We start from the raw sequence: 609 nt of genomic DNA, 5'->3' as shown, positions 1-609 counted from the left end.
CTGTCGAGGCGCAGGTAGCCCGACTGGCGGCTGGGCTGTGTGCCGACTATCCGGTGTATCGCTGAGTATCCAGAAGGCTCGTAGGGTGGGGCGGGCGGCGATCCGCTTCAGCCCACCGCTGCCGGTAACGCCGGGGGTGGGCCAAGGCTCACCCTACAGGCTGAACAGGCAATCCACGGTTAAGTTTTTACGTATCAGGAGTACCCACTGATGCAACGTTATTCTGGCTTCGGCCTGCTCAAACACTCCTTCAGCCACAACGAAAACTGGCAACGCATGTGGCGCAACCCGACGCCCAAGCCGGTCTACGACGTGATCATCGTCGGCGGTGGCGGCCACGGTCTGGCGACTGCCTACTACCTGGCCAAGGAATTTGGCTTGCGCAACGTCGCGGTCATCGAAAAAGGCTGGTTGGGCGGCGGCAATACCGCGCGTAACACCACCATTGTGCGTTCCAACTACCTGTGGGACGAGTCGGCGCACCTCTACGAGCACGCCATGAAGCTGTGGGAAGGCCTGTCCCAGGACCTCAACTACAACGTGATGTTCTCCCAGCGCGGCGTATTCAACCTCGGTCACAGCCTGCAAGACATGCGCGACATCGAGCGC

General features: G+C 61.1%; 1 protein-coding gene. It reads left to right on the top strand.

Going from position 1 to position 609, the window contains the following annotated elements:
* Positions 1-210: 210 nt before the first annotated feature.
* On the top strand, positions 211-609 hold a 399-nt coding region (locus PH586_RS23405; RefSeq protein WP_271350207.1), incomplete at its 3' end, for an FAD-dependent oxidoreductase.

The sequence above is a fragment of the Pseudomonas aestuarii genome (assembly GCF_027988105.1).
GTDB lineage: Bacteria > Pseudomonadota > Gammaproteobacteria > Pseudomonadales > Pseudomonadaceae > Aquipseudomonas > Aquipseudomonas aestuarii.
The sequence above is the reverse complement of the archived record's forward strand: the minus strand, read 5'-3'. Positions and strand labels throughout refer to the sequence as shown.